Source organism: Streptomyces sp. NPDC094034, from assembly GCF_040303865.1.
Lineage (GTDB): Bacteria > Actinomycetota > Actinomycetes > Streptomycetales > Streptomycetaceae > Streptomyces.
Window position 1 is genome coordinate 1 of record NZ_JBEOUD010000010.1, and the last position, 26,539, is coordinate 26,539.

Genomic DNA, 26,539 nt, shown 5'->3' on the forward strand with positions numbered 1-26,539 from the left:
AGACTTCCTCCACACCTACAACCACCACCGCAGCCACACCGCACTCGCAGGCCAGCCCCCGATCAGCCGCGTAAACAACGCTGCGGATCAATACACCTAGGGCCTGCGTGACCGCGGTCACTTGGACGAGTAATTCCGAAGTCTCGTCTGCCCCGGGGCGTCCGGCACGCGCGGCCCCGTGACGCCCGGCGGGTCGGGCGTCACGGGGCCGGGCGCGGGACGTCGAAGGCCGCTACTCGCCGCGCGGGGCGGCGGACGACGGCTCGCTCTCCGCGGGCCGCTTCGTAGCCGGCGCGTCCGGGGACTGGGCCGCGGCGACCGGCGGCTGCTCCGGGGTCTCCTCGAAGTTGACCATGTCCATGTGGCGGTTCATCGACTTCATCAGCATCCACACGCCCCCCGCCATCACCGCGAACACGATGAACCCGAGCACACCGGGCGTCACCTTGTTCTCGTCGAGCTCCTTGGCGAGGGGAGCCGCGAACGCCACTGCCTGAATCGCATCCATATCAGGCATTGTCGCGGATGCCCGCGAACAGGTCGCTCTCGGGGAGGGAGGTATCGACGAGCGACTTCGCCAGCTCGTACTCCTCCGTCGGCCAGATCTCCCGCTGGATGTCCATCGGGATACGGAACCAGCCGCCGTCGGGGTCGATCTGGGTGGCGTGCGCGATCAGCGCCTTGTCCCGGATCTCGAAGAAGTCGGCGCAGGGAACATGCGTGGTCAGCGTCCGCTCCTCGCGCTCGAACTCCTTCCAGCGCTCCAGCCACTCGCCGTACGGGGACTCAAGGCCCCGGGCGAGCAGCGCCTCGTGCAGCGCGACCGTACGCGGCCGGTTGAAGCCCTGGTTGTAGTAGAGCTTCTCCGGCTGCCAGACGGGACCGAAATCGTCCTCCGGGTACTTCTCCTTGTCCGCCGCGGCCTCGAACGCCACCATCGAGATCTTGTGGGTCATGATGTGGTCCGGGTGCGGATACCCGCCGTTCTCGTCGTACGTGGTGACGACCTGCGGCCGGAACGAGCGGATCAGGCGTACGAGACGGCCCGCCGCCTCGTCCACGTCCTCCAGCGCGAAGCAGCCCTCGGGCAGCGGCGGCAGCGGATCGCCCTCGGGCAGACCGGAGTCGACGTAGCCCAGCCACTCCTGCTTGACGCCGAGGATCTCGCGCGCCTCGTCCATCTCCTTCTTGCGTACTTCGTGGATGTGCTCCTCGATATAGGCGTCGCCCTGGAGCTTCGGGTTGAGGATGGAGCCGCGCTCGCCTCCCGTGCAGGTCACGACCAGCACGTCCACCCCCTCGGACACGTACTTGGCCATGGTGGCCGCGCCCTTGCTCGACTCGTCGTCGGGGTGGGCGTGAACGGCCATCAGTCGCAGCTGCTCAGTCAAGACTCGATCCTCAGTGATGTGTCGCGTTGAACGGCTTCTATAGTGACGGATATCGGGGGGCGGAAATTCCGGGTTGCCCGACTCCGAAGGGAACGATCATGGCCGTGGTGCGCGAGGAGTCTCTCCGGGACCGCTACGGCCGCTCGGCGGACCAGCGCGCGGACCGCGGGCTGAAGATCGTCGGCGCGGTGCTCGGCGTCGCGCTGATCGGTCTGATCGGCTGGTTCGGCTATCACTATGTGGTCGAGCGGAGTGTCTCCGGCGAGCTCATCAAATTCAAGCGGGTTTCCGCCACCGAGGTCGAGGCGCATCTGGAGGTCCGCAAGGACCGGGACGCCACCGGCAGCTGTACGCTCCGCTCGCTCGCGGAGAGCGGCGCGGAGGTCGGCCGGCTGGACGTGCGCTTCGGCGCGGGCGAGACGCGGATCGACCGGGTCGTCACGGTGCGTACCACGGGCAGCGCGACCAGTACCGAGCTGCTGGCCTGCACGTCGGACTAGTTTTCTTCCGGAAGACCGGGCCTTCGCGCGCCGGAATCGGCGGCGCAAGCCCCGGGACCCGCCGCCGACGCCCCCCGATGCAAGGCGCTGACCTGCGCTGATGCAATTCTGACGGCATTCGTCCTCCCCCTTGCGCCACGAAATTGTTAGGCTCGTGGTTTCGCCCACCCGAGAAGGCACATTCTTCTGGGTAGGGCGTTGCTTTGTATTCCCGGTACCTACGAGGAGCACCTGTGACCCAGACCAGTGAGAACGTCACCTGGCTCACCCAGGAGGCGTACAACCAGCTGAAGGCCGAGCTGGAGTACCTGTCTGGTCCCGCGCGCACGGAGATCTCTACGAAGATCGCGGCGGCCCGTGAGGAGGGCGATCTGCGGGAGAACGGCGGGTACCACGCGGCCAAGGAGGAGCAGGGCAAGCAGGAGCTCCGAGTGCGCCAGCTGACCCAGCTCCTGCAGAACGCGAAGGTGGGCGAGGCCCCGGCGGACGACGGGATCGTCGAGCCCGGCATGGTCGTGACGATCGCGTTCGACGGAGATCCGGACGACACCCTGGACTTCCTGCTGGCCTCGCGTGAGTACGCCAGCTCGGACATCGAGACCTACTCGCCGCAGTCCCCGCTCGGCAGCGGTGTGAACGGCAAGAAGGTCGGTGAGAACGCGGAGTACGAGCTGCCCAACGGCAGGACCGCCTCCGTGAAGATCCTCGACGCCAAGCCCTACCAGGGCTGAGCACCACGAGGCAGCCGCCTGCCGGACCACCCGGTCCGGCAGGCGGCTCCGTCGGCCCTGGTGGCCGGCGCCGTCAGCCCAGGATCGTGTAGCCCGCCTCCCGCAGTGCCGCCGCCACCTCCGCGCAGTGCGCGGGCCCCTTGGTCTCCAGATGGACTTCCACGTCCGCCTCTGTCAGCCCGAGCCGCGGATCGGTCCGTACATGGCTCACATCGAGCACATTGGCGTCGGCGACCGACAGCACCCCGAGCATCGTGGCCAGCGCGCCCGGCCGGTCCGTCACCCGTAGCCGCAGGCTCAGATAGCGTCCGGCCGCCGCCATGCCGTGGCGCAGGATCCGCTGCATCAGTACGGGGTCGACATTGCCGCCGGAGAGCACCGCGACCACCGGGCCGTGGAAGGCGCCGGGGTCGCTGAGAAGCGCGGCCACCGGGCTCGCCCCGGCCGGTTCCACCACCAGCTTCGCCCGCTCCAGGCAGAGCAGCAGGGCGCTGGACAGCTCGTCCTCGGAGACCGTACGCACCTCGTCGACCAGTTCCTGGATCAGCTGGAACGGGATGTCGCCGGGGCGGCCCACCTTGATGCCGTCCGCCATCGTCTGCGGTGAGTCGACCTCCGTCGGGCGGCCGGCGGCGAGCGAGGGCGGGTACGCGGCGGCGCCCGCCGCCTGGACGCCGATCACCCGGACGTCGGGGCGCAGCGACTTCACCGCGAGGGCGATGCCCGCGGCCAGCCCGCCGCCGCCGATCCCCACGACGATCGTCCGCGCCTCGGGGCACTGCTCCAGGATCTCCAGGCCGACCGTGCCCTGTCCGGCGATGATGTCCGGGTGGTCGAAGGGGTGGATGAAGACCGCGCCGGTGTTCCTGGCGTACTCCTCGGCGGCGGCCAGGGTCTCGTCCACGACCTGTCCGTGCAGCCGTACCTCCGCTCCGTAGTCGCGGGTCGCCGCGACCTTCGGCAGGGGCGCGCCGACCGGCATGAACACCGTCGACCGGACGCCGAGGAGGGTGGAGGCGAGCGCGACGCCCTGGGCGTGGTTGCCCGCGCTGGCCGCGACGACGCCCGCCGCGCGCTCCTCCGGGGAGAGGCCGGCGATCCGTACGTACGCGCCGCGCAGCTTGAAGGAGCCGGTCCGCTGGAGGTTCTCGCACTTGAAGAGGACCGGTGCGCCGACCAGCTGCGTCAGATACCTGCTCCCCTCCATCGCGGTCATCCGCGCCACACCGGACAGCATCTTCTGGGCCCCTCGGATGTCATCGAGAATCAGGGGGTGCGCGGGGTGGTGCGCGGGGCGAGGCGCCGGGCGGGACGTACCGAAGCTCATGAGTGCCAGTCTCGCAGCTCACCGGCCGGGTGGCGGTCGGAGTCCACGGACCGGGCACCGGTGCGGGTCATGTACCTCGGCGGGTTTACGCAGGGCAGGTACGGTCCAAGCCGCCGCCGCGTACTCTGTCCCCCACCAACCGACCCCCGCACAAGAGAGCCATAGCCATGCCCCCCATTCAGGACATGACTTCCGCTGCGTCGGTCTCCAGGGAGACGCCCTCCGAACCCTCGGACGACGCCGGCCTCCTCGATGCCCTCCAGCACCAGGTGGCCGTCTTCGCCCGGCGGGCCGAACAGACCCGGCTCGGCGGTGTGGGCCAGGTCCGCAATTCCATGGACCGTGCCGCGTATCTGCTGCTCAACCGGCTCGACCGGGAAGGCCCGATGGGCGTCAAGGCGCTGGCCGCCGGGATGGGCATCGACTCCTCCACGGTGACCCGACAGGTCGCTCCGCTGGTCGACTCCGGCCTGGTCAAGCGCACCTCGCATCCGGAGGACGGCCGTGCGGTCGTGCTCGAACTGTCGGCGCGCGGGCTGGCCAGACTCGAAGAGGTCCGCTCGTCGCGGCGCGAGCTGATGGCGCGGGTCACGGGCGGCTGGACGGAGGAGGAGCGGAACTCCTTCACCACCCTGCTCACCCGGTTCAATGGCGCGCTGTCGGCGCGGGCGGCAGGACTGCCCTCCGGTGAAGGCGGTACGGGTGGTGACGGCGATACGGACGTTACGGGTGTTACGGGCCGTGCGGACGAGCCGGAGGCGGGCGACCGCGTGGCCGGGGAGGCGAGCCGGGGCGCCGGGACGCCCTCTTGACCCTGGGCGCCTGACTGGCCTCATATGAGGTCGTGCGAGAGCGGCGGGCTGCCCTGGATCGCCGCCGCGCCCGGGAGTTCGAGACGTTCGCGGCGGGCGCGGCCGGCCGGCTGCTGCATGCGGCCGCACTGCTCACGGGCGAGCCGCCCGACGCCACCCCGCGGGCCCAGCGTCTGCTGATCGCCGCGCTGTCCCGTACGTACGCGCAGTGGCACCGGCTCAGCGGTGACGACGGCGAGGATCCGTACGACCGCGCCCGCCGGGAGCTGGTGCTGCGCTTCGCCCGCGAGGCCGCCTGGCGCGACCCGGCCCGGCGCGGCCGCCGGGCGGGCGGCGTGCTCGGGGGGCTGGGCCCGCAGGAACGTGTCGTACTGGTGCTGCGCCTGTACGAAGGGCTGGCCGAGGAGCAGACCGCGGCGCTGATCGGTCTCCCGGTGGAGCGGGTCCGGGTGATCTGTGAGCGGGCGGTCGCGGCGATGCGGGAGCGGGCGCGGCGGCGCGGTACGAGGCCGGGGCCTTCCGGGCTCCGGGAGGCGGGCCGATGAGGGGCGCCGACCGGAAGCGGGCCGAGGTGCTGCGGATGATGCTGGATCCGGTACGGCCCGACGTACCCGCCGAACTCATCCGCCGCGCCACCGAACGCGGCGCCCGGCTGCTGCGCAGGCGCCGGGCCGCGCGGCGGGTGCTCTGGACGCTGCTGATCGTGGTGCTGGTCGTGTTCAGCGTCTGGGCGTCGGCCGCGCATCCGTGGTCGGTGCCGCCTGCGGAGACGACACCGCCGCTGGAGGACTGGTGAAGCCCTCAGCGGCGGTGAGCGTTTCTGTGCTTCAGCGGCTCTGTGCTTCAGCGGCTCTGTGGTTCAGCGGTTCCACGGCCGCGCGGTTCCGCTGCTGCGCGGTCCGACGGTGAGCGGGACGCTCAGCCCAGCGCCTGCTGGAGGTCGGCCAGCAGATCGTCGCCGGATTCGATCCCCACGGAGAGCCTGACCAGGTCGGCGGGCACCTCCAGCGCCGAGCCCGCCGCCGAGGCGTGCGTCATCCGGCCGGGATGCTCGATCAGGGACTCGACGCCACCGAGGGACTCGCCGAGCGTGAACAGCTTCGCGCGGTCGCAGACCGCGACCGCCGCCTCCTCACCGTCCTCGACCTGGAAGGAGATCATGCCGCCGAACGCCTTCATCTGCTTGGCGGCGACCTCGTGCCCCGGGTGCTCCGGCAGCCCCGGGTAGAGGACCTTGGAGACGCGCGGGTGCGAGGTGAGCATCTCGGTGATGCGCGCGGCGTTCTCGCAGTGCCGGTCCATCCGTACGGCGAGGGTCTTGATGCCGCGCAGCACCAGCCAGGCGTCGAAGGGTCCGGCGACGGCCCCCATCGCGTTCTGGTGATAGGCCAGTTCGTCGGCCAGCTCGCTGTCGTCGACGATCAGCGCGCCACCGACGACGTCGGAGTGCCCGCCCATGTACTTCGTCGTCGAGTGCACGACGACATCGGCGCCCAGCGCCAGCGGCTGCTGGAGATAGGGACTGGCGAAGGTGTTGTCGACGACGAGCTTCGCCCCGGCCGAGCGGGCGATCCCGGCGAGCTGGGCGATGTCGGTGATGTTGAGGAGCGGGTTCGAGGGGGTCTCGACCCAGATCGCCTTCGTACGCGGGGTGAGCGCGGCCCGTACCGCCGCCGGGTCCGAGGTGTCCGCGACCGAGAAGTCCACTCCCCAGCGGGAGACGACCTTCGCGAAGAGCCGGAACGTGCCGCCGTAGGCGTCGTTGGGAATCACCACATGGTCGCCGGGCGCCAGCAGCGTACGCAGCAGGCAGTCCTCGGCGGCGAGCCCGGACGCGAAGGCGAGCCCGCGCCGGCCGCCCTCCAGGGCCGCGAGGTTCTCCTCCAGCGCGGTACGGGTCGGGTTGGCGCTACGGCTGTACTCGTAACCGCCGCGCAGGCCGCCGACGCCGTCCTGCTTATAGGTGGACACCTGGTAGATCGGCGGGACGACGGCGCCGGTGAGGGGGTCCGCGGTGTTGCCCGCATGGATGGCGCGGGTCTCGAAGTGGTGCTCGCTGGTGTGCTGGTCGCTCATGGGCCTGAGCGTAGCGCCGGTTCGCCGTCCGGCGGGGGCGGTGAGGGTGTGGGGGCGGGCGGGTCCGGTCGCCGTGGCATCCGGGACAATGGGGCCATGGAGATTCTCTGGTTCCTGATCGCGATGGGCCTGCTGGCCGCGGTCATCGTTCCGTTCGTACGACGCGGCAGGGGCGGTATCCGCCAGGTCGCCCCGGGATCGCCCGATGCCGCCGACCCGGCCGCGTACGGCTTCGTACGGCAGGAGGCGCTGGACGTCCGGCTGCCGGGTCCCGACCAGGACCTCCTGGACGTACTCGATGTCGTGCAGCGCACCCAGGACTGGCGCGCCGCCGCGCAGCTGCTCGCGGGCACCCCGAAGGAGGGCGAGGTGCGCTGGCAGCGTGTGCAGGCGTTCGCCGGGGCGGCCTCGCTGGAGCTCCAGGCCTCGTCGGCGGGCGCGTCGGCGGGTGCGCCGCTGAAGGAGGGGCCGCTGGTGAAGGAGGCGCGGCGCCCGGCGGGCGGGGCGTGGCTGCGGGCCTGGCGTGCGGAGTCGCCGAAGGACGCGGGCGGGGCCGCGGTGCACGCGGAGTTTCTGGTGCAGCAGGCGTGGCGGTCCTCGGCCGCCGGGACCGATGAGTTCCGGATCATCCTGGAGGAGGCCCGTACGGTGTGCGGCGAGGCGGCCCTGCTGGCGCCGGGTGACCCCGTGCCGTACATCATCGAGCTGGCCGTGGCCCGTGGGCTCGGCTACCCGCCCGAGCGGTTCGACCAGCTGTGGGCGAAGGTGATCGACCGCGCTTCGGCGCATATGGGGGCGCATCTGGCGGCGCTGCACTACTGGTGCGAGAAGTGGCACGGCTCCCGGGAAGAGGCCGACCGGTTCGCGACCGCGGCGGCCGCGCGCGCGCCGGGGGGCTCACTGCTGGCGGCGCTGCCGCTGTTCGCGGTGTACGAGCACCTTCCCGAGGTCAATCTGGTGCAGGGCTTCTACCAGAGCGCGGTGGTCACGAAGGCGGTGGAGGGCGCGCTCTTCGCGGTCCACGCGGCTCGGCACGACGACCCGATGCTCCCGCACGTACGGCATCTGCTGATCCTCTTCCTCGTACGGTCCGAGCGCTGGGCGGAGGCGATGAACCAGCTGGTCCGGGTGGACGGCCATGTCGGGGCGCTGCCCTGGACGCACGACGGCGACCCGGCGGCGGAGTACACGGTGTACCGGGCGCTGGCGGTGGCGGGATACGAGGCGAACGGCGGCAGCCCGGCGACGCTGCCGCGCTGAGCCACCGGCCAGGGACCGTGGGTCCCGGTGTGGGTCCCGGAATGTCCTGGCCCCCTCGTACGTTCCGCTGAACAGGACCCCAAACCCGAGGAGAGCCATGTTCCTGCGCCGCACCCCCGAGCTCCCCACCCCCGAGCAGGCCCTCCGCGGCCGCCCGGAGCCCACGTTCGCGGTCCCCTCCCGCCACACGGTCCTCGGCAACCCCCTGCTGGGCCCGTACCCGGAGGGCCTGGAGATCGCCGACTTCGGCCTGGGCTGTTTCTGGGGCGCGGAGCGCACGTTCTGGCAGAAGGAAGGCGTCTGGACCACCCTGGTCGGCTACCAGGGCGGCGCCACGCCGAACCCCACCTACGAAGAGGTCTGCTCCGGCCTGACGGGCCACACCGAAGCGGTGCGTGTCGTCTACGACCCCAAGGTCGTCTCGTACACCGACCTGCTGAAGACCTTCTGGGAGTCCCACAACCCGACCCAGGGGTTCCGCCAGGGCAATGACGTCGGCACGCAGTACCGCTCGGCCGTCTACACCCACACCCCGGCCCAGGCCGAGGCCGCGGAATCCTCCCGCGCCGCCTACCAGAAGGTCCTGACGGGCAACGGGTACGGCACGATCACCACGGAGATCCTCCCGGCGGAAGGCCGCGTCTTCTACCCGGCCGAGGCCGAACACCAGCAGTACCTGGACAAGAACCCGGCGGGCTACTGCGGCCTCGGCGGCACGGGCGTCTCCTGCCCGATCGGCGTCGCCTCCGCCTGACCGCTGAGCGAGAACTCCTTCCGTAGCTGCCGCGATCACGTCGTCGGTAGTGGGTGGCTGATCGTCATGCCCCGGTCTCGTCCGGCTTCGCTGCCCATGGGTACCGTCACAGAGACGTCTGTCGCTGGTCGCTGATTGCCTCAGCGGCCTGTGGCTACTGGTTGACGGTATCCAGGGGGGGTCGTACACGCATGCCGTCTGATGCAGAACGCGGCACGGCGGAGGGATTCTTGTCTGCCAGAGCTGCGCGGGTGATGGCTGCGGCATGCCGACGCGCGGGCCTCAACGGTGACGGCGCGGACCTGATTCGCCTGGGAGAGAACGCCCTGTTCCGTCTCGCCGCGCATCCGGTGGTCGTGCGGATCGCGCGGTCCGCTGAGTACCTGGACTCGGCGCGTGGTGAAGTTCAGGTGTCGCGCTGGCTGGCGCGCGAGGGCTTCCCCGCCACGCGGGCGGTCGATGATCTGGAGCAACCCGTGATCATCGACGGTCACCCGGTGACGTTCTGGCACCTGATCGAGGAGAGCGACCGGAAGGCGACGTACGGGGAGCTGGGCGCGGTTCTCCGGGACCTGCACTCGCTCAGCCTGCCTGACACTCTGCGCCTGGCTCCCTACCCTGTCCTCGATCGGACTGACCGACGGATCAATGCGGCAGTCGACATACCGGAGAATGACCGCTCGTTTCTGCGGAAACGTGCGCGTGAGCTTCGGGGGCGCGTGGCAGATCTTCTTTTCGAATCCGAGAGAGGCCCTGTGCACGGGGATGCCCATGTGCAGAACCTCATGGTGGATCGAAATGATCAGGTGATCCTGATCGACCTGGAGAGGTTCAGTTACGACTTCCCCGAATGGGATCTCATGGTCACAGCCACAGAGCATCACAGTTTGGGCTGGCAAACCCCGGAAGAATACAGCGCCTTCATCTGCGCGTATGGCCGAGATCTCCGGACATGGCCCGGATTCCACACTCTGCGGGCGGTGCAGGAGTTCAACATGACGACCTGGCTCATGCAAAACATCTCCGAGAGTCCTGAGACAGCAGCGGAGTACACCCGTCGGATTTTCTCGCTGCGGAATGACGAAGCGCCACGCGACTGGAACCCGGGGTGATCTCAGCTACTCGTCATCAAGCCGGTTCATCGCGTCCCGAATCAGCTCGTTGAACTGCTCAACGGCGGAGTTGCCGGCGTAGGTGGAGACCTTCCGCTGGAAGTCCTCCACGTATCGTTGGAATCGCGCGGACTGTAGGGCATCGCCTTCTTCGACGGCGAGACCTGCGGTGGAAACTGCTGCCTCAGGTTCGCCGTTGATCAGCTGGCTCTGGGCGAGCACCAAACTGCAAAAACCCAGCGTACGAGCGTACTTGGGATCGGTAAGCGCAACAGCGCGTTCGGCGAAACGAACGGCCTGGGCGCCTTGACCGAGATCGCGGAAACAGTGGCAGAACTCGCCGATCAGCTCCGCTTCATCCATGTAGGCGAGCCATTCAGGATCTTCGACGCCGTCGGCTCGCTCGAAGAATCTTTCCGCCTCGTTCATAGCTCGCGCCGCACCCTTGTGGTCTCGTGCGGTGGACAGCGCGCGAGCCTCGTGAGCGGAGAACAGTGCCATCGCTCGCGGTGTGGAACTTCCCTTCCCTCCCTCCACTGAGGCACGGGCAAGCATGACCGCTCGGGGCGCGTGACCCAAGTAATTGGCCTGGTGACTCATGTTGGTCAGAATTCGCGCACCCATCATGCGGTCGCCCGATACCTGCGTCAGGCGCAGCGTTGACATCATGTAGCGGTCGGACAGGGCGTGATTCCCGCTGTCGTACGCACTCCATGCCAGGAGCTGTGACATCTCTGACGCCGCCTTGAAGAGTGCGTCTCCCACCTTGGTGCTGAAGCTGGCGCCCAACAAGGGAAGTACGTCTTCCCGGAAGTAGTGACGGAATGCCTTGTGAGCGTGTCCGCCGCCGAACTGGAAGTCGAGCTGCATGAAGAATCCGGCAGCGGTTCGAATTGCGGCGACGTCACGCATACCGACTCGGCGTGCTGCGGGGGCGTCCGTGGGCAGGCCATCTGGGCGCGAGATGAGCCATGAGAGAGCGGCAGAGCGCACGTCGCTGTCAGGCAGCGACGGTTCATCCGCCGGTCCGTCTTCTGGGCGCTGATGCGTGAGGGTATCGAGGGTGCTCAATGTCTCGGACAATGAACTGGCGTAGCTCATACCGGTCACGGGGGCAGGGACCGGCGTTGCGCCGGGGAAACCAAGGTCTTTCGGTGTGATCTTCCGCCGCAGCTTGTCACCAAGTGCCTCAGCCACGAATGCCGCAGTCTGACGCTGGATGCCACCACCGTCCAACCACCGCTGAACAGCGACATGAGTGGTTCCCAGGCATTCGCCATGCCGCTGCGCGACCTCACGAACGCGCTTGGCCAATCCCTTGTTGGAAGCTCCGGCTTCCGCCATAACAGCGGCCAACTGGTGGTTCGCGTCTCTGTTCACGTTCTGCTGACACCCCTGACCTCACGTCAAGTGTTCATCGTGTCACAGCAGATCCGGTGAGGGGTTCACGGTGAACCCCCTCACCGGATTTCTTGGACGTCCGCGTGCATATGAACCCCTGGGTGAACGCTGCCGCGTGGCCAAAGACAGTCGTTGACTGTCGGACAAGACAGACCCCGGCGATGCATGCAGGCACCCCGGGGTGTGGCCAACCTGATGAAGGCAGGTCGACATGCGGAACCATATCGGCAGGATTTTCGAGCTGTTGCTGAGACTGTTGTGGCCCGCTCCGGGCCGGCATCGCGCGGTCGCGGCAAGTCCCGTCGTGGGCTCTGAGGATGTGCCGACGATGAGCTTGCCTCGTGTGCCTGACCCGTACGTCTGGCGTCCGGTGCGTGGTGAGGATGTCCGGCTGGTGCGGCCGTACGTGGTGGCCCATGAGCGGCGGGTGGAGCGGCGGCCTGAGTGCGCTTGTCATGCGGGGCTGGTGTGCACCGCGCACTGGATGGCGGTGGCGAGTTGAGTACGCACCCTCGCTTGCTCCCCTGGATGGGCCCTGCTGGCCAGCGCTCCTATCTCGTGACCGACGACGGCGGCAGCTACCTGTCACAGCTGGCTGACGAGATGGAAGCGGTCCAGCTGACCGCGGGTGAGACCGTGCTCAGTCACGCGGCCGAGATGCTCGCTGACCAGAAGGTGGAGGTCTGGGAACTCCGGTTCCTGGGACACCGACTGTGCGAAGCGCTGCGTGATGCGCTGCGGGTCGCTGAAAGCAGGGGCGCACGGCTGCCGGAGGTCGATCACGAGGACGGGCCGGATGACAGCCCGGCACCGTGTGACGGGAAGCCCGGATGAGCAGGAGCGAGCGCGGGGTGCCGGACTGGCAGATCGGACTTGCGCCGAACCGCTCAGTGAGCCGTGAACGAAGGGGCCAACTTGCGCTGACGCTTCAGATCGTCCGTCCCGGGGAGAAGTTCGTAACTGTTCCGTTGGTGCTGACCGTGGCTGAGGCGGAGGGGCTTCATGCCGCTCTCTGCTACGCGCTCAACGCGGAACCAGTGCCTGACGATGCGCCGGAGTGCCGTAAGTCAATCCAGTACTCCGGCAGCCAACAGCGCTTCTGACCTCGGCCCGGCCGGCGACCGGGCACAGGTGCCGTGCACAGCAACCTCAGATGGACACCGGACCACCCTCGCGCCTGCGAGCTACTGGGTGGTCCGGCCGGGGGTCGGTCCCAAACGGTTGCCTGGTGGCCCGCCCGGTCGGGCTACCGCGCCACGAACTGCGTCAGGATGGCCTGGACCTCGTAGATGTCGACGCCCTTCGTGAACGTCTTCGTGATCGGCGCGGGGTTGCTGGAGATCCAGATCTTCAGCTCCGCGTCGAGATCGAACGTGCCCGCCGTCTCCACGGCGAAGTGCGTGATGCTCTTGTAGGGGATGGAGTGGTACTCCACCTTCTTGCCGGTGATCCCCTGCTTGTCGACGAGGACCAGCCGACGGTCGGTGAAGAGCATGGTGTCGCGGATCAGCGTGTACGCGGCGTACACCTGCTCGCCCTGGCCCAGAAGGCGCGCGTAGTCCTGCTGTGCCGCCGCCGGGTCGACCGTGTGCGCGTTGCCGAACAGTGCCATGACTGGCCCCCCTACATGGAAATTATCGGACCTTCGGACTGTACCGGTCACGCCCCCGTCTCCTCGGCTCCGGTGGGCGACCGGGATTCACTCCTGCCCATGTCGCACCGGAACACGCCCACTTCACGCCCCCCATCCCGGCGGATAGCTTGAGCGCATGTGCGTCTCGATGGACCAGGCGGAGTTCTCAGGCACCACCCTGTACGCCGGGCGGCTGCATCACGCGGCGCACGGGCTGATTCATGTCCTCGGGTATCAGAACACCGCGGCCAATCTCGCCGTCGGGCCCAACGCCATGCTGCTGCATCTGCCCGCGCGGCAGATGTCCCGGGAGAACTTCATCTCGGCGGGGCGCAGTCCGGACGTGCTCAGCCGGATGGTCGACGCCGTACAGCCGGTGCCCGCCGCGGGGCGGGATGGGATGGCGTGGATGGGGTGGGACTCCGGGCAGCGGGTCGAGGTGTTCGAGCACGACATCTATACGGTGCTCCTCGCCAGCGATCCGACGCTTCTCGAATCCGCCCTGATACAGGTGCCGTTACGCAGACGACCGCGCCTCAATCCACTCCTGCTGGAGTTCTACGCCGCCTACTACCCCGGCCACTCCATCGCCGTGTGCTGCTTCGACAACGCCGAGGCGGAGCGGGCGAAGCCGCTGCTGATGTGGTACCGGCCAACGGCCCCCGACCGGCTGACGCTGCCCGCGCTGGACTGCCATACCGGCGAGCCGCCCGACCTCAACACCGAGGTGCCCGTGGACCATTGGGTGCTGCTCAGCACCGATGAGGCGCCGGATGGCTGGGGAGAGGCCGTCGACTATCCACCCGGGATGCGCCACCAGTTGCGGCAGTATCTGCCGGACACCGTCATGGGGTCCTATTTCGGCGGCTGTTCCCTCCCCAACGGCGACTTCGCCATCACCCACGACGATCTGCTCGCCGGTGATCTGGACCGCATACACCGGCTCCGGCCCCGCGCCGGCCGCCCGTGACGGCCGACGCCCCCCCGGCCCGAAGGTGACACCGGGCGCACCGGACGGAAACCCTCGCGCCGGACCCGTACGTCCAGGGCCTGTCCGGCGGTTCAGCTCTACGCGCCCGCCCGGCCCCGGCGTTGACCGGCCCGTAGGGCGGTGTCGCCCGCGGCGCCCCGGCAACCGCGCCAACCCGACACCATCGTTCACCCGTCCGCCACCCACCCGATGACCGGAAGCCATCGGACGGTACCGGGAAAGGTGAGTGGATATGTCCGATCCACCACGCCTCCCGCAGGGGGCGCGGTCCCGTGAACCCAACAACTGGAGACCGTATGACCGGCTCAGCCCGTACGCAGCACCGGCCCGACAGCCACCGCCCGGCACGGGCCGGCAGCCTCCCGGGCAGCGCGGCGCGCGGTCTGGCCGCCGGACTGGCCGTGGGCGCGCTCGCGTTGGGCGGTGTCGTCGCGAGCGGTTCCCCCGTCGGCGCGGCCCCGGCGGGTACGGCCGGCGCAACCGGTGCGGGAGCCAAGAGCGCCGCCCTCAAGGCCCGGCCCGGCGACCTCCTCGACGTCACGCTCGACCAACTGCGGCCCACCCAGCCCTCCGTGGGCTTCGACCAGATCTACTACAAGCTCGGCCGTTACAGCAGCGCCAAGGACGAGCAGAACGGCGACTTCAACAAGCGGTTCGACGACTGGTGCGAGACCAACGGCCAGGAGGAGGCCGCGACGGTGTCGCCGGGCGCCAAGCTCTCCGACCCGTCCACCTTCACCTGCACCGTCCCGACCGGCCAGGAGACGGACGAGACGCGCGCCGCGATGAAGACGGTCGTCGTCGGTCCCGGCGGCGAGCTGTATCTCACCGACGGACACCACTCCCTGACGTCCTTCCTCGAAACGCCCGACGGCGGCCCGAAGACGCGTATCCGACTGCGCGTCACGGCCAATCTGAGCGGCCTGTCGCCCGCCGCCTTCTGGCGGACGATGCAGGAGAAGAAGTGGGTCTGGCTGCGCGACGAGAACAACAAGCCCATCACCATCGACCAGCTCCCCCAGCGCCTCGGCCTGGCCGGCTTCCATGACGACCGCTACCGCAGCCTCGTCTACTTCACGCGTGACATCGGCTACCAGGCCCCGGCGGAGGCGGCGGAGTATCTGGAGTTCCTGTGGGGCACCTGGCTGCGCGACCGCGTGAACCTCGACTCGTACGACCTCGGCTCCCCCGACTCCTATCTGACCGCCGTCCGCGCCGCCTCCGAGGCCATGTCGGGCACGGCCGGTGACACCGTCATCGCCGACGGCCGCACCGCCGAAGAGCTGGGCCGGATGGCGGAGTGGAACGAGGGGAAGAAGCCGACCGGCGGTGAGTTCGGCAAGCTGAGCGCCCCGATCTCCGACAAGAAGCCCGGCAAGCTCGCGTACGCGCTGGACTTCCGTGGCCGCGTTCCGGCCACGCCCGCCTGCACGAAGACGCTGACCGGCAAGCACACCGGCCCGCTGGTCGTCTCCTCGGGTGTCATCTGTCTGAACGGCACGCGCCAGACCGGCCCGGTCGTGGTCACGGGTGGCGCGAGCCTGATCGCGAAGGGCGCGGACATCACCGGGCCCGTCCAGGCGGTCGGCGCCAACACCGTGCAGCTCTGCGGCACTTCGCTGACCGGTCCCCTCTCCGTGGTCAACACCAAGCAGCGGCTGACCCTGTCGGGCCCCGGCTGCACCCCGAACACCCTGAACGGACCGGTCCAGCTGGTCGGCAACCCCTGACCGCACAGCACCAGCACCGGTAGCAGCACCGGCGCCGGCACCGGTAGCAACACCGGCACTGGCGCCCGCACCGGCGGTACGGAGAAAATCCCTGGGCCGCGCCGAAAGGCGCGGCTACAGTGGACGGCATGTTCGCGCACTACTTCTTCCTGTGATTCCGGACCCGCTCCCCAGGTCCGACACTGCTCAGCCCTGCACAAGGGCGTGACAATCCAGGAAGAAGCATGCGCGAACGCGCCCAATTGGCGATGAAAGACGTGTCCAAGGCGTACGGCGACCGGTCGGTTCTCGACCAGGTGTCGCTGACCGTACGTCCCGGCGAGAAGGCCGGAGTCATCGGGGAGAACGGCTCCGGCAAGTCGACCTTGCTGCGGCTGCTCGCCGGGGCGGAACGGCCCGACGACGGTGAGATCACCGTCCATTTCCCCGGCGGCGTCGGCCATCTCGCCCAGACCCTCGCCCTCGATCCCGATCAGACCGTCCAGGACGCCGTGGACGCTGCCCTGGCCGAACTGCGCGCGCTGGAGCGCCGGATCGCGGCGGCCGAAGCAACACTCGGCGAGGCGGGTCCTGACGAACTGGCCGCCTACGGCGATCTGTTGGCGGCCTACGAGAAGCGCGACGGCTACCGCGCCGACGCCCGCGTCGACGCCGCGCTCCATGGCCTCGGGCTCGCCGGGGTGGCCCGGGACCGTACCCTCGGCACACTCTCCGGCGGCGAGCGGTCCCGGCTGGCGCTGGCCTGTGTGCTGGCTTCGGCGCCCGAGCTGCTGCTGCTCGACGAGCCCACCAACCATCTCGACGTCCGCGCGAGCGTCTGGCTGGAGGACCAGCTCAGGGCGCACCGCGGGACGGTCCTCGCCGTCACCCATGACCGGGCGTTCCTGGAACGGATCGCGACAACGATCCTGGAGGTCGACCGGGACACCCGGGCGGTGACCCGGTACGGCGACGGCTGGGGCGGCTACCGGACGGCGAAGGCCGCGGCCCGGCGCCGCTGGGAGCAGGACCATCTGGAGTACGTGGCCGAGGTGGCGCGTACGGAGGAGCTGGTCGCGGCGGCCGGCCGGCGGCTCGTGGCCACCGGCGGGGACCCCGGCCAGGGCTTCGGCAAGCACCGCCGCTCGCACGAGGCGAAGCTGTCAGGGCGGGTCAGGGCGGCGCGGGAGCGGCTGTCGCGGCTCATGGAGAGCCCCGTGCCGGCGCCTCCGGAGCCGCTGAGGTTCACGGCCACGCTCGCCTCCGGCGGCCCGGACACGACGGCCGGGGACGTGGCCGCGGGCGGGGTGGCCGCCGAGGGCATGGTCGCCGGGGAGGTGATCACCAAGGGCGTGGTCGCTCAGCTGGACGATGTCGTGGTCGGCGACCGGCTGTCGATCGCCGGTCTCCGCGTGACGGCGGGCGAACGGCTGCTGGTGACCGGCCCCAACGGCGCGGGCAAGACGACACTCCTGCGGGTCCTGGCCGGTGAACTGCGCCCGGACAGCGGTACGGTGCGCCACTTCGGCCCGCTCGGACATCTGGCCCAGGAGCTGCCCGCCGTACCGTCGCGCCTCCCGCTGCTGGGGGCCTTCGCGGCGGGCCGTCCCGGCTTCCCGGAGGAGTACGCGGACGAGCTGCTGGGCCTCGGGCTCTTCCGGCCGGACGATCTCGGCGTACCGGTCGCGGCCCTCTCGGTCGGGCAGCGGCGCAGGCTGGAACTGGCCCGGCTGGTGACCCGCCCCGCCGATCTGCTCATCCTCGACGAACCGACGAACCATGTGGCGCTCAGCCTGGTGGAGGAGTTGGAAGAGGCGCTGGCGGCGTACCAGGGGGCGGTGGTGGTGGTCTCGCACGACCGCGGTTTCCGGGCCCGGTTCACGGGCGCGCGGCTGGAGCTCCGGGCGGGCCGGGTCATCAGCTGACCGGCCGGCACCGCTGACCGACGGGTGGGGGGGCGGGCCTGCCGTGAGGCCGCCTGTCGGTCAGGGCTTCGCCTCGCCGCCCGTCGGTCAGAGCTTCGCCTCGAAGACCCCGGCGGGCCGCTCCCGCCGATAGCCGAGCGCCGCGTTCATCGCGAGCATCGACGCGTTGTCGTCGGCGACGGTGGTACGGATCTCCCGTACGCCCGGGTGCAGTTCACTGAGCCGCCCCAGCAGATGGCGTTTGACGGCGCGGCCCAGACCCCGGCCCCGGTGGGCGGGGACGACCACCGTGTCGTACTGGAGCGCGCGGGTGTCCGAGGGGGCGGTCAGGACGACCTCGGTGTAGGCGACGACGGCGTCGTCCCGCTCGGTGTCCAGGACGGCCGAGGTCAGGACGGTCCCGCCGCGCCGCTCGATCAGCCGGGCCGCTGTCCGTACCCGCTCCACGTCCCAGCTCGGGGTGTGTTCGTCCAGCCGTCTGCTGGGCCCCGACACATCACGTCTCGCGCCGTGGGCGCGGGCGAACGCCTCGGCCGTGCCGTCGGGCACGACGCCCGACCAGTCCACGAAGCGCAGCCCCGCCGGCAGCGCGGGCCGCGGAATCTCCTCCAGCGCCTGTGCGACGCGCTGCACGTACCAGCCGAGGCGCAGGACGTTCGTGAAGCCGAGGCTGTCGACGAACGCCTCGCCCGCGCCGCCGAGTTCCAGGACGGTCGAGACCGAGGAGCGTCCCTGGGCGGCGAGTTCGGCGCGTATCGCCGTCCAGAGCGTCGCGCCGACACCGCGCCGCCGGGCGTCGGGGCGTACCACCAGGGCGTCCAGGAAGGCCGTGTGCCGGTTGGCCTCGTCGGTGAACAGCAGCAGCGAGGCGACGCCCTCGTACGCGCCGTCCTCCCCCACCGCCACGAGATGCACGTTTCGCCCGCTGACCGGCGGGATCCGCAGCTTTCCCGCCGTCTCCGTCCTGCTCGGCTCCGGCGCGGAGGCCGGCAGATCGCGGACATGGGCCGCGCTGATCACCGCGTGCCAGGCGGCTGTCTCGGCGTCCGAGGGCGGGCTTCCCAGAGTGATCAGCATGGGTCGAACCTACGCGTACGAGGGTGGTGACGCCCCCGACTTTCGGAGACGTCCGGGCGGAACCGGGCCGTACGTCGAAGCCCGTACGGCCCGGCGCGCGCCACTCGCGGAGTCAGGCCGCGGCGTTCTCGGTGATCGTGACCCGTCCCTTGCGGATCGTGGCGAGCCGTGGAGCGCGGCGGGCGATCGAGCTGTCGTGAGTGACCATGATGAAGGTCAGGCCGTGCTCTTTCCAGAGGCCCTCCAGCAGTTCCATGATCTCGTCACGCATCGACTCGTCGAGATTTCCCGTGGGTTCATCGGCGAGCAGCACCTTGGGCCGCTTGACGAGCGCGCGGGCGATGGCGACGCGCTGCTGCTGGCCGCCGGAGAGCTCGCCGGGCACATGGCCGAGCCGTTCGCCGAGGCCGACGGAGCCCAGCGCCTCCGCCGCGCGTTCGCGCCGGGCCGCGCCCTTGAGGCCGAGCGGCACGAGCGCCGTCTCGACGTTCTCCTGCGCGGTCAGGGTGGGGATGAGGTTGAAGCTCTGGAAGACGAAGCCGATGCTCTCCGCCCGTACCTTGGTGAGCCTGGCCTCGGGCAGCTTGGCCAGATCCACCCCGTCGAATTCGACGCTGCCCTGCGTCGGCCGGTCGAGGCCGCCGAGCATCTGGAGGAGCGTGGACTTTCCCCCGCCGGTCGGTCCCTGGATGACGAGCCGGCCGCCGTCCTCGATGGTCAGATCGACGCCTGCGAGCGCGTCGACGGTTTTCTTGCCGCGCGAGTAGCGCTTGGTGACGCCTCTGAGCTGGTACACGTTGAACTCCTGCGGTGCGAAATCCTGCTGAAAGGGGGAACGGGACTACTCGACGCGGCGCAGGGCGTCCGCGGGCCGCAGCCGGGAGGCCCGCCAGCCACCGAAGCCACCGGCGATCAGACCGCCCGCGACGGCCAGCCCCACGGCCATGGCGATGGTGGCGAGGGAGACGGGCGCGGTCAGGGCGATGTCGAGGGCCTTGGCCGCGGTCTGGCGCCCGGGGCCGCCGCCCATGGGACCGCCGCCCGCGAGGCCGCCACCGCCACCGCCGCCCGTGGCGCCGAGTTGCGCCGTGAGGGTCGGGCTGATGGCGGTGACGAGATAGGCGCCGCCGAGGCCGAGGGCGATCCCGAGCGCACCGCCGAGCAGCCCGTTGACCAGCGCCTCGCCGACCACCTGACGGGTGACACGGCCGCTCTTCCAGCCGAGCGCCTTGAGCGTGCCGAACTCCCTCACGCGGCGGCTGACGGCCGAGGAGGTGAGCAGACCCGCCACCAGGAAGGCCGCGATCAGCACGGCGATGGAGAGCCACTTTCCGACGGTCGTGGCGAGGTCGGAGGCGGTGGACAGGGAGCCGGACACGGTGCCGGCGAGATCGGCGGAGGTGGTGACCGTCGTGTCCGGGATGTTCTTCTGGATGGCGGACTTGACGGCGGCGATCTGCTGCGAGTCGGCGGCCTTGACGTAGACCGTGGTGACCTTGTCCTTGGAGTCGGCCAGGGTCTGGGCCTTCTTCAGCGGGACGTAGAGGTTGGCGGCGGAGTCCCCGCTGTCGGCGGTGGCCACCCCGACGATGGAGAACTTCGTGCCGGAGATGGTGACGGTCTTGCCGACCGCGAGGCTCTTCTCCTTGGCGTACGCGCTGTCGACGACCGCGACCGCCGCGTCCGTCTCGGTGCTCTCGAACGTACGGCCCGTGGTGATCTTGGACGAGGTCAGCGGGCCGAGCGCGGGCGCGGCCACATCGGTGCCGAAGACGGTGTACGAGTCGACGTCGAACGCGGCGCCGCCGCCCCGGACCTCACCGCCGCCGGAACCGCCCGTACCGCCCTGGCCGGTTCGGCCACCGCCCTGCGGCGGGGCGACCTCACCTGGTTTGAACTCCCCGTTGACCTTGAGCACGGTGAGGCTGAGCCCGCCGACGGCCTCGGCGACCCCGTCCTGGTCGCCGACCTCGGTGACGGTCGAGGAGGCCAGGGTCTGGAGGCCCTGCACCATCACCCGGTCACTGCTCTGTTCGGCGTCGGCGTCGTCCTTGGCGTCGAACTCGAAGCGCCTGCGGTTGGTGTCGCCCTCGCCGGGCGGGGCCGCGGCCTTGGTGACGGTCATGTCGGTGCCGAGGCCGTAGAGCGACTGGAGGACCTTGTCCTGGGCCTGGCTCATGCCCGAGGAGACGGAGCTGACGACGATCACCAGCGCGATGCCCAGGGCGAGCCCCGAGGCGACGACGAGCGCCGCCTTTCTGCGACGGCGCAGCTCGCGCCTGAGGTAGGTGAAGAACATGGGCGCGAAGCTAGATGCCCGGTGTGATGACGGGTTAAGGACCGGGTGAGAGCGGGATGAGAACGGCAGCGGCGGCGGCACCGGAGGAGGTGCCGCCGCCGTTCACACAGGGGCGCGGACCGGCCGGACGAATCGGGCCGACTCGGGGCGGGTCAGGTCGAGCCGACTCAGGTCGGGTCGGCTCGGCTCGGGTCAGGTCGGCTCGGGTCAGGTCGGCTCGGGTCAGGCGGCCGAACCGGCCTGCCACTCGGCCCAGTTCATGTTCCAGCCGTTGAGGCCGTTGTCCGGCGCGATCGTCTTGTCGGCGGAGTTCTTGACGACGACCACGTCGCCGAGGAGCGAGTTGTTGTAGAACCAGGCGGCCGGCTGGTTGGGGTCACCCGCGCCCTTCACGTCCTTCAGGCCCACACAGCCGTGGCTCGTGTTGACGTTGCCGAAGGCGTTTCCGCCCCAGTAGCTGCCGTGGATGAAGGTCCCGGACGTGGAGAGCCGCATGGCGTGCGGGACGTCCTTGATGTCGTACTCACCCTTGCCGTCGTCGTCCGTGAAGCCGACCGTGGCACCGTTCATCCGGGTCTCCTTGAACTTCTCGGAGATCACCATCTGGCCGTTGTAGGTCGTGTTCTCCGGCGAACCGGCGGAGATCGGGATGGTCTTGAGCGTCTTGCCGTCCCGTACGACGGTCATCGTCTTGCTCTTGACATCGACCGTGCTGACCTGGCTGCGGCCGATCTGGAAGGTGACGGTCTTCTGCTGGACACCGAAGACGCCGTCCGCGCCCTCGACCCCGTCCAGGTTCAGCTTGAGGGTGACCGTGGAGCCGCCCGTCCAGTACTGCTCGGGGCGGAAGTCGAGGCGCTGCTGGTTGAACCAGTGGCCGACGACCTGCTGGCCGCTGCTCGACGTGACGGTGATGCCGTCCTGGACGGCCTTCTTGTCGGTGATCGCCTTGTCGAAGTTGATCGAGACCGGCATACCGACACCGACCGTGGAGCCGTCCTCGGGCGTGAAGTTCCCGATGAAGCTGTTGCTCGGCGAGACGGTGGTGAACGAGGAGTTCTCATGGGCCTCACGGCCCTTGTCGTCCTTCGCGGTCGCGGTGATCTTGTACGAGGTGGAGCGTTCCAGCTGCGCGTCCGGCTTCCAGCTCTTGGCATCGGCGGCCAGGGTGCCCTTGACGTCGGTGCCGTCCGCGGTGGTCATGGTCACGCCGGTGAGGGTGCCCTTGGTGACGGTGACCTTGGCGTCGTTGTTGATGCCCACGTTCGTCGCGCCGTTCTTGGGCGCGATGGTTATCTGGGCCTGTGAGGTCTCCTTGGCGGCTACCTCGTCCGCCTTGGCCTGCGCCGACGCCGTGCTCTCGGAGGGGCCCTTGTCCGCCCCCTGGCTACAGGCCGAGAGCACCAGAATGCCGCCGAGCGCCACGGACGCGGCCGCGATGACCTTGCGCCGCTTGCTGTCCCTCATCACACGCTTCTCCATCATCGCCGCTTAACCCTGCCGATAACACCTAAGAACACCTGTACCGGTTCGTCCGGTTCCACATCGACCGAAGATGTGGTGAACACCACTCGCCCCGCGGAAACACGGAAGCCCCGGCCCGTCGGCTGCGGCGGACCGGGGCTTACCAGAGTGACATGTCTCCGCGTTACATCCGACCAGCTCCGACCTCGCCCTCGACCCCGGCCTCTTCGCCGTCGTCCGCGTCTTCCTCGTCCTCCTCGTCGAGGCCCCACTCCACCGCGTCGGGGTCGTAGTCGATCAGTTCGCTGGTCCACGAGGCCTGGGCCAGCTCGACCCCCGGCACCTCCTTGACCAGGTCGAAGGGTTCCACCAGATACGCGAGGGCCTCCGCCTCGTCTTCCCTGACAGCGGACCGGGCATGCGCCCGCTCGTCGTCCGGCATGGATTCGTCCGCGCCGATCCGGGCGAGGGCGGCGGCGCTCAGTCGCTCGGGGTCATCGACCTCCAGCACCAATTCCACCTGTACCCGAACATACCGTGATGTCTCAGAATCGCTCATACGACGGAGGGTAAGCGCCCGGCCCCACGACTTTCCCGCGACCCGCTGCTATCACTAACATCACCGCACCCAGCCAATTCGGCGTTGTCACAAGGGGGATCGATCACGTGTCCGTCGCGCGCCGACCGCTCCTGACCGCTACCGCCGCCGGTACCTTGCTCTGCGCCCTGTGGTTCGTGCCCTCCGCGAAGGCCACCGAGGAGCACAGCGGTCCGCGGGAGCGGTCAGCGGTATCCGCTCAGAGCCTCACCGCCGGGGAGTCCGCGCAGCTGACCCTCGCCGACACCGGTGGCGTGGACACCACGCCGTATCTGGTCGGCGGGAGCCTCTGTCTCGGGATCGGCGCGGGATTCGTCGCGTACTCCCTGCGCAGAGGTGCCCGCGTGCCGCTCTGAGCCGCGTCGTATGTACGGGAGGGGCCCGCCCGGCGTCCGGGCGGGCCCCTCCGTACGTTCAGCTCCGTACGCTCAGCCGTCTCAGGCCAGCGGCCCGGTCACCGGCTCGACCGCGGCGACGAGCCCGCCCCCGCGCACGAACGCGTCGGCCCCGGCGAGATCGGGCGCCAGGAAGCGGTCAGGACCGGGCCCCTGGACGCCCGCCGCGCGCAGGCCGTCGATGGCCGCCTGGGAGGCGGGCGCGGGCGTCAGGCCCGTACGCAGCTCGATCGCGCGCGTCGCCGCGTACAGCTCCACGGCGATCACGCGGGCCAGATTGTCGACGGCGGTACGGAGCTTGCGCGCCGCCGACCAGCCCATGGAGACATGGTCCTCCTGCATCGCGGACGAGGGGATCGAGTCGACCGAGGCCGGCACCGCCAGCCGCTTCATCTCACTGACCAGGGCGGCCTGGGTGTATTGGGCGATCATCAGCCCCGAGTCGACGCCCGGGTCGTCGGCGAGGAAGGGCGGCAGACCGTGCGAGCGGTTCTTGTCCAGGAGCCGGTCCGTACGGCGCTCGGCGATGGACCCGAGGTCGGCCGCGGCGATCGCCAGGAAGTCCAGCACATACGCCACCGGGGCGCCGTGGAAGTTGCCGTTGGACTCCACCCGGCCGTCCGGCAGCACCACGGGGTTGTCGACCGCGGACGCGAGCTCGCGCTCGGCCACGACACTCGCGTACGCCAGCGTGTCCCGGCCCGCGCCCGCGACCTGCGGGGCGCAGCGCACGGAGTAGGCGTCCTGGACCCGCGGGGCCTCGTCCTGCTGGAAGTGCCCGGTCAGCCCGGACCCGGCGAGCACCCGCAGCATATTGGCGGCGCTGTCGCCCTGGCCCGGATGCGGGCGGATGGCGTGCAGCTCGGGAGCGAGGACCTTGGCGGTACCGAGCAGGGCCTCCAGGCTCAGCGCGGCGGTGATGTCGGCGCAGGTGTAGAGCCGCTTCAGATCGGCGATCGCCATGACGAGCATGCCGAGCATGCCGTCGGTCCCGTTGAGCAGGGCGAGCCCTTCCTTCTCCCGCAGCTCCACCGGCTCGATCCCGTGCGCCGCGAGCAGCTCCCCCGCGGGCCGCACGACGCCGTCCGGACCCTCCGCGTCGCCCTCGCCCATGAGGGTCAGCGCGCAGTGGGAGAGGGGGGCGAGATCCCCGGAGCAGCCGAGCGAGCCGAACTCGTGCACCACGGGCGTGATCCCCGCGTTCAGCACGTCGGCCATGGCCCGCGCCACGCCGGGGCGCACGCCGGTGCGCCCCGATGCGACGGTCTTGAGCCGCAGGAACATCAACGCCCGTACGACGTCCCGCTCGACGCGGGGGCCCATGCCGGCGGCGTGCGACCGCACGATATTGCGCTGGAGCCGGCCCCGGAGATCCTGACTGATCCACCGGGTCGCGAGCGCCCCGAACCCGGTGGAGACCCCGTAGACCGGCTCGGGCTTGGCGGCCAGCGCGTCCACGACCTCCCGAGCGGCGGCGAGCGCGTCGAGCGCCTCGGCGGAGAGCTCGACCCGAGCGCGCCCCCGGGCGACGGCGACCACATCCTCGGCGGTCGTCCCGGACGTCCCCACCACGACAGTGTGCATATCCATATTCAGGAGCGTACGGACTGAATCTGAGCGTGTCACTAAGGGCTGTCCCGTAATCCCTGGTGGATCAGCGCGCGGCGTCAGATGCGGTGCATCGCAAGGCGGAGGGGCGCTCGCATACTGGACGTATTCGGGCGTTCCGACAACGCGGCGAGGTGCCGTAGCTGTCGTCGCGCGCCCGCCGGGGATTACGGGACAGCCCTTAGGCGCGAGCACGGGGCGCCTCCGGCGGGGGGCGCGGGTACGCGCCGCGGTGCCGGCCACCGGGGCGGTGCCGCCTCAGGCGGCGCCCGGGCCCGTCGGCTACGCCGACCCCGCCGGAGGCGGGGGCGCGTCGCGGAAGCGTCTGCGGTCTCCCTCTCCCCGCGCCGGCGCGTCCGCCAGCCTCAGCACCGCCCCGTCCCGCCCCGCCACCACCGGCCCTCCCGCCCGCGCCGCCTTCGCCCGGTACTGTGCCGCGTCCGCCAGGCGGAACAGCCGTCGCGCCGACGGCACCTCCCCGATCGGATCCCCCGTCGACGCGATCCCGCACGCCACGCCCTCGCCCAGCTCCAGCCCGGCCGCCCGCTCGCACAGATCCGCCGCCACCGCCAGCACCTCGTCCGACGTGGGCCCCACCGTCAGCAGACAGAACTCGTCCCCGCCGAGGCGCGCCACCAGCGCGCCGGGAAGTCGCGCGCCACAGACGGACAGCAGCGTGGCGAACCGTTCCAGCAGGCGGTCACCGGCCGCGTGGCCCTGGGTGTCGTTGACCCTCTTGAGGCCGTTGAGGTCGCAGACGACCAAGCTGACGACGGCCCCTTCCTCCCGGTGGCGCCCGATCGCCTCGTCGAGCCGTACATCGACCGCGCGCCGGTTCGCGAGGCCGGTCAGCGGGTCGGTGAAGGCGAGTCTGCGGACCTCTTCCAGTCGCTCGGTCTGGGCGATCCCCGCCGCCACCACCGACGCGATGACGGTCGCGAAATCCGCGTCGGCCGCGTCGAACAGCGGGGCTTCCGGGGGCCTGGCCACATACAGCTCGCCCCACGCCCGCCCGTGCAGCACGATCGGCGCGACGACACAGCAGCCACGGCCGCGCCTGCGCAGCGCGGCCACGCGCTGGTGGTTGTAGCCGGGCCCGCCGGGCACCCCCGGCGCCGGTACGACCGCGGGCCCCGCCGCGGTCTCGACCCACGCCTGCGGACCGCCGCCCGCCGCCCACCGTTCGTGCAGGAACTCCGCGATCTCGGGGAACTCGTGCACGGGGTAGGTCTCGTCCTTGGGGAACTCCTCCTCCCCCGCGACCCGCGCCCCCGTGTTCACCAGCACCCTGAGATGCCCGAGTTCCCGCTCCCAGGACGACAGCGCCGCGAAGCTCCCCCCGAGCGCCTCCAGCGCGCCGTGCGCGGCGGCCCGCCAGGACTCGATCGCCGTAGGGGCCGCCGCCATCGCCTGAGACAGTTGCACTATGGCGCGCAGTCGCCCATCCACTCCCATCGCCCCAGCTTAAGACGGTTT

26 protein-coding genes and 2 pseudogenes are annotated in these 26,539 nt (G+C 70.1%); 15 read left to right on the forward strand and 13 right to left on the reverse strand.

All coding sequences use genetic code 11. From position 1 onward, the window contains the following. Positions 1-100: pseudogene (locus tag ABTZ59_RS11760) on the forward strand (IS481 family transposase); the annotation flags it as partial. Between the two features lie 132 nt (positions 101-232). Here ABTZ59_RS11760 and ABTZ59_RS11765 read toward each other — a convergent pair. Beyond that, positions 233-508 (reverse strand): hypothetical protein, encoded by a 276-nt coding sequence (locus tag ABTZ59_RS11765; protein WP_503002625.1) that lies wholly within the window; start codon positions 506-508, stop codon positions 233-235. Position 509: 1 nt separating this feature from the next. Further along, positions 510-1,391, reverse strand: coding sequence for a mycothiol conjugate amidase Mca (gene mca, locus ABTZ59_RS11770; protein ID WP_351394565.1), 882 nt, complete (start codon positions 1,389-1,391; stop codon positions 510-512). 98 nt (positions 1,392-1,489) lie between these two features. On the opposite strand from mca, the gene ABTZ59_RS11775 reads away from it, so the two are divergent. Both ABTZ59_RS11775 and greA read left to right on the forward strand, forming a co-directional pair. Continuing rightward, positions 1,490-1,891 (forward strand): DUF4307 domain-containing protein, encoded by a 402-nt coding sequence (locus ABTZ59_RS11775; protein ID WP_351394568.1) that lies wholly within the window; start codon positions 1,490-1,492, stop codon positions 1,889-1,891. Positions 1,892-2,124: 233 nt separating this feature from the next. Further along, the gene (gene greA, locus ABTZ59_RS11780) at positions 2,125-2,622 is read left to right on the forward strand and encodes a transcription elongation factor GreA (RefSeq protein ID WP_249948131.1); all 498 of its coding nucleotides are present in this window, start codon (positions 2,125-2,127) and stop codon (positions 2,620-2,622) included. A 73-nt stretch (positions 2,623-2,695) separates the two neighbouring features. Here greA and ilvA read toward each other — a convergent pair whose 3' ends face one another. Beyond that, positions 2,696-3,949 carry a threonine ammonia-lyase gene (gene ilvA / locus ABTZ59_RS11785; RefSeq protein ID WP_351394571.1) on the reverse strand — a complete coding sequence of 418 codons (1,254 nt, stop codon included), beginning with the start codon at positions 3,947-3,949 and terminating at the stop codon, positions 2,696-2,698. Between the two features lie 167 nt (positions 3,950-4,116). On the opposite strand from ilvA, the pseudogene ABTZ59_RS11790 reads away from it, so the two are divergent. The 3 genes and pseudogenes from ABTZ59_RS11790 to ABTZ59_RS11800 all read left to right on the forward strand — a co-directional run. Further along, positions 4,117-4,629 (forward strand): annotated as a pseudogene (locus tag ABTZ59_RS11790) (MarR family winged helix-turn-helix transcriptional regulator); the annotation flags it as partial. Positions 4,630-4,793: 164 nt separating this feature from the next. Next, positions 4,794-5,306, forward strand: a complete 513-nt coding sequence (locus tag ABTZ59_RS11795; protein ID WP_351394577.1) for a sigma factor-like helix-turn-helix DNA-binding protein — start codon at positions 4,794-4,796, stop codon at positions 5,304-5,306. Next, positions 5,303-5,557, forward strand: coding sequence for a hypothetical protein (locus ABTZ59_RS11800; RefSeq protein ID WP_351394579.1), 255 nt, complete (start codon positions 5,303-5,305; stop codon positions 5,555-5,557). The genes ABTZ59_RS11795 and ABTZ59_RS11800 overlap by 4 nt, the downstream gene beginning before the upstream one ends. A gap of 122 nt (positions 5,558-5,679) precedes the next feature. On the opposite strand, the gene ABTZ59_RS11805 is transcribed toward ABTZ59_RS11800, so the two are convergent. After that, positions 5,680-6,837: a cystathionine gamma-synthase gene (locus tag ABTZ59_RS11805; RefSeq protein ID WP_351394582.1), complete on the reverse strand. Its 1,158-nt coding sequence runs from the start codon at positions 6,835-6,837 to the stop codon at positions 5,680-5,682. 96 nt (positions 6,838-6,933) lie between these two features. Between ABTZ59_RS11805 and ABTZ59_RS11810 the strand changes: the two genes are divergently transcribed. The 3 genes from ABTZ59_RS11810 (at position 6,934) to ABTZ59_RS11820 (ending at position 9,963) form a co-directional block, all read left to right on the forward strand. Beyond that, positions 6,934-8,097, forward strand: coding sequence for a hypothetical protein (locus ABTZ59_RS11810; RefSeq protein WP_351394584.1), 1,164 nt, complete (start codon positions 6,934-6,936; stop codon positions 8,095-8,097). Positions 8,098-8,194: 97 nt separating this feature from the next. Next, positions 8,195-8,851, forward strand: a complete 657-nt coding sequence (gene msrA / locus ABTZ59_RS11815) for a peptide-methionine (S)-S-oxide reductase MsrA (RefSeq protein WP_351394587.1) — start codon at positions 8,195-8,197, stop codon at positions 8,849-8,851. A 191-nt stretch (positions 8,852-9,042) separates the two neighbouring features. Beyond that, positions 9,043-9,963 carry an aminoglycoside phosphotransferase family protein gene (locus ABTZ59_RS11820; protein WP_351394589.1) on the forward strand — a complete coding sequence of 307 codons (921 nt, stop codon included), beginning with the start codon at positions 9,043-9,045 and terminating at the stop codon, positions 9,961-9,963. Between the two features lie 6 nt (positions 9,964-9,969). Here ABTZ59_RS11820 and ABTZ59_RS11825 read toward each other — a convergent pair whose 3' ends face one another. After that, complete coding sequence (locus ABTZ59_RS11825; protein WP_351394592.1) at positions 9,970-11,343, reverse strand: NsdA family TPR-like regulatory protein; 1,374 nt, start codon at positions 11,341-11,343, stop codon at positions 9,970-9,972. 579 nt (positions 11,344-11,922) lie between these two features. Here ABTZ59_RS11825 and ABTZ59_RS11830 point away from each other — a divergent pair. Both ABTZ59_RS11830 and ABTZ59_RS11835 read left to right on the forward strand, forming a co-directional pair. Then, entirely contained in the window at positions 11,923-12,198 is a 276-nt protein-coding gene (locus ABTZ59_RS11830; protein WP_351394595.1) for a hypothetical protein, read from the forward strand. Continuing rightward, positions 12,195-12,467, forward strand: coding sequence for a hypothetical protein (locus ABTZ59_RS11835; RefSeq protein WP_351394598.1), 273 nt, complete (start codon positions 12,195-12,197; stop codon positions 12,465-12,467). Before ABTZ59_RS11830 ends, ABTZ59_RS11835 begins: the two co-directional genes overlap by 4 nt. Positions 12,468-12,610: 143 nt before the next feature. Here the strand turns inward: ABTZ59_RS11835 and ABTZ59_RS11840 are convergent, their stop codons facing one another. Beyond that, positions 12,611-12,976: a PH domain-containing protein gene (locus ABTZ59_RS11840; RefSeq protein WP_351394603.1), complete on the reverse strand. Its 366-nt coding sequence runs from the start codon at positions 12,974-12,976 to the stop codon at positions 12,611-12,613. Positions 12,977-13,133: 157 nt separating this feature from the next. On the opposite strand from ABTZ59_RS11840, the gene ABTZ59_RS11845 reads away from it, so the two are divergent. From ABTZ59_RS11845 to ABTZ59_RS11855, 3 genes are all read left to right on the forward strand, one after another. After that, a complete protein-coding gene (locus ABTZ59_RS11845) occupies positions 13,134-13,967 on the forward strand; it encodes a hypothetical protein (protein ID WP_351394606.1) in 834 nt (277 codons plus the stop codon). A gap of 317 nt (positions 13,968-14,284) precedes the next feature. Then, complete coding sequence (locus ABTZ59_RS11850) at positions 14,285-15,718, forward strand: ParB/Srx family N-terminal domain-containing protein (RefSeq protein ID WP_351394609.1); 1,434 nt, start codon at positions 14,285-14,287, stop codon at positions 15,716-15,718. A 224-nt stretch (positions 15,719-15,942) separates the two neighbouring features. Then, the gene (locus ABTZ59_RS11855) at positions 15,943-17,622 is read left to right on the forward strand and encodes an ABC-F family ATP-binding cassette domain-containing protein (RefSeq protein WP_351394612.1); all 1,680 of its coding nucleotides are present in this window, start codon (positions 15,943-15,945) and stop codon (positions 17,620-17,622) included. An 87-nt stretch (positions 17,623-17,709) separates the two neighbouring features. Here the strand turns inward: ABTZ59_RS11855 and ABTZ59_RS11860 are convergent, their stop codons facing one another. From ABTZ59_RS11860 to ABTZ59_RS11880, 5 genes are all read right to left on the reverse strand, one after another. Next, a complete protein-coding gene (locus ABTZ59_RS11860) occupies positions 17,710-18,699 on the reverse strand; it encodes a GNAT family N-acetyltransferase (protein WP_351394615.1) in 990 nt (329 codons plus the stop codon). A 112-nt stretch (positions 18,700-18,811) separates the two neighbouring features. Beyond that, on the reverse strand, positions 18,812-19,495 hold the full coding sequence (locus ABTZ59_RS11865; protein ID WP_351394618.1) for an ABC transporter ATP-binding protein: 684 nt from the start codon (positions 19,493-19,495) through the stop codon (positions 18,812-18,814). 45 nt (positions 19,496-19,540) lie between these two features. Next, positions 19,541-20,998 carry an ABC transporter permease gene (locus tag ABTZ59_RS11870; protein WP_351394621.1) on the reverse strand — a complete coding sequence of 486 codons (1,458 nt, stop codon included), beginning with the start codon at positions 20,996-20,998 and terminating at the stop codon, positions 19,541-19,543. Between the two features lie 222 nt (positions 20,999-21,220). Beyond that, positions 21,221-22,480, reverse strand: a complete 1,260-nt coding sequence (locus tag ABTZ59_RS11875; RefSeq protein ID WP_351395030.1) for a L,D-transpeptidase — start codon at positions 22,478-22,480, stop codon at positions 21,221-21,223. Positions 22,481-22,646: 166 nt separating this feature from the next. Next, positions 22,647-23,021, reverse strand: a complete 375-nt coding sequence (locus ABTZ59_RS11880) for a hypothetical protein (RefSeq protein ID WP_351394624.1) — start codon at positions 23,019-23,021, stop codon at positions 22,647-22,649. 107 nt (positions 23,022-23,128) lie between these two features. Here ABTZ59_RS11880 and ABTZ59_RS11885 point away from each other — a divergent pair, with 107 nt between their 5' ends. Further along, positions 23,129-23,416, forward strand: a complete 288-nt coding sequence (locus ABTZ59_RS11885) for a hypothetical protein (RefSeq protein ID WP_351394627.1) — start codon at positions 23,129-23,131, stop codon at positions 23,414-23,416. Between the two features lie 81 nt (positions 23,417-23,497). Here the strand turns inward: ABTZ59_RS11885 and hutH are convergent, their stop codons facing one another. Beyond that, positions 23,498-25,045, reverse strand: coding sequence for a histidine ammonia-lyase (hutH, locus tag ABTZ59_RS11890; protein WP_351394629.1), 1,548 nt, complete (start codon positions 25,043-25,045; stop codon positions 23,498-23,500). A gap of 300 nt (positions 25,046-25,345) precedes the next feature. Further along, positions 25,346-26,518 (reverse strand): GGDEF domain-containing protein, encoded by a 1,173-nt coding sequence (locus tag ABTZ59_RS11895; protein WP_351394633.1) that lies wholly within the window; start codon positions 26,516-26,518, stop codon positions 25,346-25,348. Between the last annotated feature and the right edge of the window lie 21 nt (positions 26,519-26,539).

What these genes read in the sequence shown, in the direction of transcription:
- ABTZ59_RS11860 (WP_351394615.1), bottom strand. Translation starts at nt 18,699, where the DNA reads ATGCTGATCACTCTGGGAAGCCCGCCCTCGGACGCCGAGACAGCCGCC.
- ABTZ59_RS11880 (WP_351394624.1), bottom strand. Translation starts at nt 23,021, where the DNA reads ATGAGCGATTCTGAGACATCACGGTATGTTCGGGTACAGGTGGAATTG.
- ABTZ59_RS11765 (WP_503002625.1), bottom strand. Translation starts at nt 508, where the DNA reads ATGGATGCGATTCAGGCAGTGGCGTTCGCGGCTCCCCTCGCCAAGGAG.
- ABTZ59_RS11810 (WP_351394584.1), top strand. Translation starts at nt 6,934, where the DNA reads ATGGAGATTCTCTGGTTCCTGATCGCGATGGGCCTGCTGGCCGCGGTC.
- ilvA (WP_351394571.1), bottom strand. Translation starts at nt 3,949, where the DNA reads ATGAGCTTCGGTACGTCCCGCCCGGCGCCTCGCCCCGCGCACCACCCC.
- msrA (WP_351394587.1), top strand. Translation starts at nt 8,195, where the DNA reads ATGTTCCTGCGCCGCACCCCCGAGCTCCCCACCCCCGAGCAGGCCCTC.
- hutH (WP_351394629.1), bottom strand. Translation starts at nt 25,045, where the DNA reads ATGGATATGCACACTGTCGTGGTGGGGACGTCCGGGACGACCGCCGAG.
- ABTZ59_RS11850 (WP_351394609.1), top strand. Translation starts at nt 14,285, where the DNA reads ATGACCGGCTCAGCCCGTACGCAGCACCGGCCCGACAGCCACCGCCCG.
- ABTZ59_RS11835 (WP_351394598.1), top strand. Translation starts at nt 12,195, where the DNA reads ATGAGCAGGAGCGAGCGCGGGGTGCCGGACTGGCAGATCGGACTTGCG.
- ABTZ59_RS11800 (WP_351394579.1), top strand. Translation starts at nt 5,303, where the DNA reads ATGAGGGGCGCCGACCGGAAGCGGGCCGAGGTGCTGCGGATGATGCTG.
- ABTZ59_RS11875 (WP_351395030.1), bottom strand. Translation starts at nt 22,480, where the DNA reads ATGGAGAAGCGTGTGATGAGGGACAGCAAGCGGCGCAAGGTCATCGCG.
- ABTZ59_RS11845 (WP_351394606.1), top strand. Translation starts at nt 13,134, where the DNA reads ATGTGCGTCTCGATGGACCAGGCGGAGTTCTCAGGCACCACCCTGTAC.
- ABTZ59_RS11775 (WP_351394568.1), top strand. Translation starts at nt 1,490, where the DNA reads ATGGCCGTGGTGCGCGAGGAGTCTCTCCGGGACCGCTACGGCCGCTCG.
- ABTZ59_RS11805 (WP_351394582.1), bottom strand. Translation starts at nt 6,837, where the DNA reads ATGAGCGACCAGCACACCAGCGAGCACCACTTCGAGACCCGCGCCATC.
- ABTZ59_RS11820 (WP_351394589.1), top strand. Translation starts at nt 9,043, where the DNA reads ATGCCGTCTGATGCAGAACGCGGCACGGCGGAGGGATTCTTGTCTGCC.
- ABTZ59_RS11855 (WP_351394612.1), top strand. Translation starts at nt 15,943, where the DNA reads ATGCGCGAACGCGCCCAATTGGCGATGAAAGACGTGTCCAAGGCGTAC.
- ABTZ59_RS11840 (WP_351394603.1), bottom strand. Translation starts at nt 12,976, where the DNA reads ATGGCACTGTTCGGCAACGCGCACACGGTCGACCCGGCGGCGGCACAG.
- ABTZ59_RS11895 (WP_351394633.1), bottom strand. Translation starts at nt 26,518, where the DNA reads ATGGGAGTGGATGGGCGACTGCGCGCCATAGTGCAACTGTCTCAGGCG.
- ABTZ59_RS11870 (WP_351394621.1), bottom strand. Translation starts at nt 20,998, where the DNA reads ATGTTCTTCACCTACCTCAGGCGCGAGCTGCGCCGTCGCAGAAAGGCG.